Genomic DNA, 2,371 nt, shown 5'->3' on the forward strand with positions numbered 1-2,371 from the left:
CTCCCCGCCCCGCCGCGCCTGCCCGGCCGCCTGCGCGCCGGCTTCCTCGCCCCCTACCGCGATCTCCCCGAGCGGACCCGCCGCCTGCTGCTGCTCGCCGCCCTCGGCGACGAGCCCCGCGTCCACCGGCTGCTGGAGGCCTGCGAGGAACCCGGACCGAACACCACCGGCCCCGGACCGACCGTCACCGACCTCGAACCCGCCGAGGAGCGCGGCCTGGTGCGGGTGGAGGGCGACACCGTCGTCTTCACCGACCCCCTGGCGCGCGAGGCCATCGCCCAGGACGCCCCCGCCGGGCGACTGCGCGCCGCGCACCGGGCCCTGGCCCGCGCCTGCGACCCCGAACTCTCGCCCGCCGAGTTCGTCCGCCACACCGCCTCGGGGGCCGACGCGCCCGACGCCGGGCTCGCCGAAGCCGCCACCGCCGCCGCCCGGCGCGTCAAGCGGATCGAGGGCCGCCTCGCCGCCTCCCACGCCTACGAGCGCGCCGCCGACCTGTGCCCCGACCCCGACGAGCGCGCCTGCCGACTGAACACGGCCTCCTACGAGGCCTACATGGCCGGGAGCTCGGCGCGCGCCACCCGGCTGCTCGCGCGGGCGCGCCCCCTGGCGGTGACGGACCGGCGGCGGGCGACCTCCGACCTCATCGACGCCCAGATCGCCATGCGCGGCGAGAACGCCATGGACGTCGCCGAACGCCTGCTCACCGTAGGCCGCGAACTCATCCCCCACGACCGCTTCCTGGCCCTGCGCGCCCTCGTGCGCTCGGCCGACGCCGCCTCCCTCGCCGGGGACGCCGTCCGCCACGGCCGGGCCGCCGAACTGGCCCTGCCCCTGGTCGGCCCGGACGACCCGGCGCCGATGCGCATGGTCGCGTCCTTCCTGGAGGGGTGCGCGGTCTCCTTCCGCGGCGACTACCCCGGCTCCACCCCGCTGCTGCGCGAGGCCACCGGGCTGGCCGCGATCGCCAAGCCCTCCGAACTGGTCTGGGCGGGCATCAGCGGCCTGCGCCTGGGCGACGCGCCGTTCGTGCGCTCGGTGACCTCGCGCGCCGTCGAGGTCGGCCGCCTGCGCGGCGAACGGGCCACCCTGCCCGCCGCGCTGGGCTTCCTGGTCTTCTCCGAGTTCTGGAGCGGGCGCTTCCCCTCGGCCGCGGGGACCGCCCTGACCGGCCTGCGGGTCTCCCGCGAGACCGGCCAGACCGTGTGGGCCACCCAGCACCTGGCGTCCCTGGCGATGATCGCCGCCATCCAGGGAGACGTGGACACCTGCCGCATCCGGGCGCGCGCGGTCGCCGCCCAGGCGGGGGAGAACAGCCTCGGCCTCGCCGCCGCCCTGTCGGCGTGGGCACTGGCCGTCCTGGAGCTGTCCCGGGGCAACGCCGCGGAGGCGTTCTTCCGGCTGCGCGCCCTGGTCCACGCCGCCCCAGGGCACGGCCACCCCACCATGCGGCTGCTCACCGCCCCGCACTTCGTGGAGGCGGCGACCCGCATGGGCGAGACCGAGTGGGCGCGCACCTCCCTGGCCGGGTACCGGCGCTGGGCCGAGTCGGTGGGCAGCCCGAGCACGCTGGCGCTGGCCGCCCGGGGCTCGGGCCTGCTGGCCGCGGGCGACGAGGCATGCGACCACTTCGAGAACGCGCTGGCCCTGCACCGGGCCTGCGGCGACGACGACGTCGAGCACGCGCGCACCCAGCTGCTGTTCGGCGCCCACCTGCGCCGGGCCCGCCTGCCCGGCCGGGCCCGCGAGCACCTGTACAACGCGCTGGAGTCCTTCGAACGCTTCGGGGCGCGGCTGTGGGTGCGCCAGACCCGCGCCGAGCTGCGCGCGATCGGGACCGCCGAACGCGGCCCCGACCCCGTCTCCACCAGCGAGCTGACCGCGCAACAGCAGCAGATCGCCCGGCTGGTCGCCGAGGGGGCCACCAACCGCGAGGTGGCCGCCCACATGTTCATCAGCCCGCGCACGGTCGAGCACCACCTGCGCGGCATCTTCCGCAAGCTCAACATCAGGTCCCGCGTGGACCTGGCCCGCCTGTTCAACTGACCCCGGGCCGACGGTCGAGGCGCCGCCGGACACCCCCCTCATACCAACTGGTCGGTACGCCTCCGGTCGAAGAGAAAGGCAGCCCATGACGACGACCGCAACGGAGCACCTCCTGAGCGCTGACGGGGTGACCGTGCGCTTCGGGGGCCTCACCGCGCTCGACGGCGTCGGACTCCGGGTCGCGCCCGGGTCCGTCGTCGGCCTCATCGGCCCCAACGGAGCGGGCAAGACCACCCTGTTCAACGTCCTGTCCGGCGTCCTGCGCCCCACCGCCGGGACCATCACCTGGAAGGGCGCCCCGCCGCCCGGCCGCCGCCCCCACCAC

The 2,371-nt window shown here is 76.6% G+C and carries 2 protein-coding genes; both read left to right on the top strand.

All coding sequences use genetic code 11. The features are described 5' to 3' along the window. Nucleotides 1–2,046, top strand: a 2,046-nt coding sequence (locus DQW06_RS22430; RefSeq protein ID WP_157983562.1) for a LuxR family transcriptional regulator, incomplete at its 5' end; no start/stop codon positions are given. Nucleotides 2,047–2,131: 85 nt separating this feature from the next. Continuing rightward, the coding region (locus tag DQW06_RS22435) for an ATP-binding cassette domain-containing protein (protein WP_117199254.1) at nt 2,132–2,371 on the top strand (240 nt) is incomplete at its 3' end.

Source organism: Nocardiopsis sp. TNDT3, from assembly GCF_003427465.1.
Taxonomy (GTDB): Bacteria; Actinomycetota; Actinomycetes; order Streptosporangiales; family Streptosporangiaceae; genus Nocardiopsis; species Nocardiopsis dassonvillei.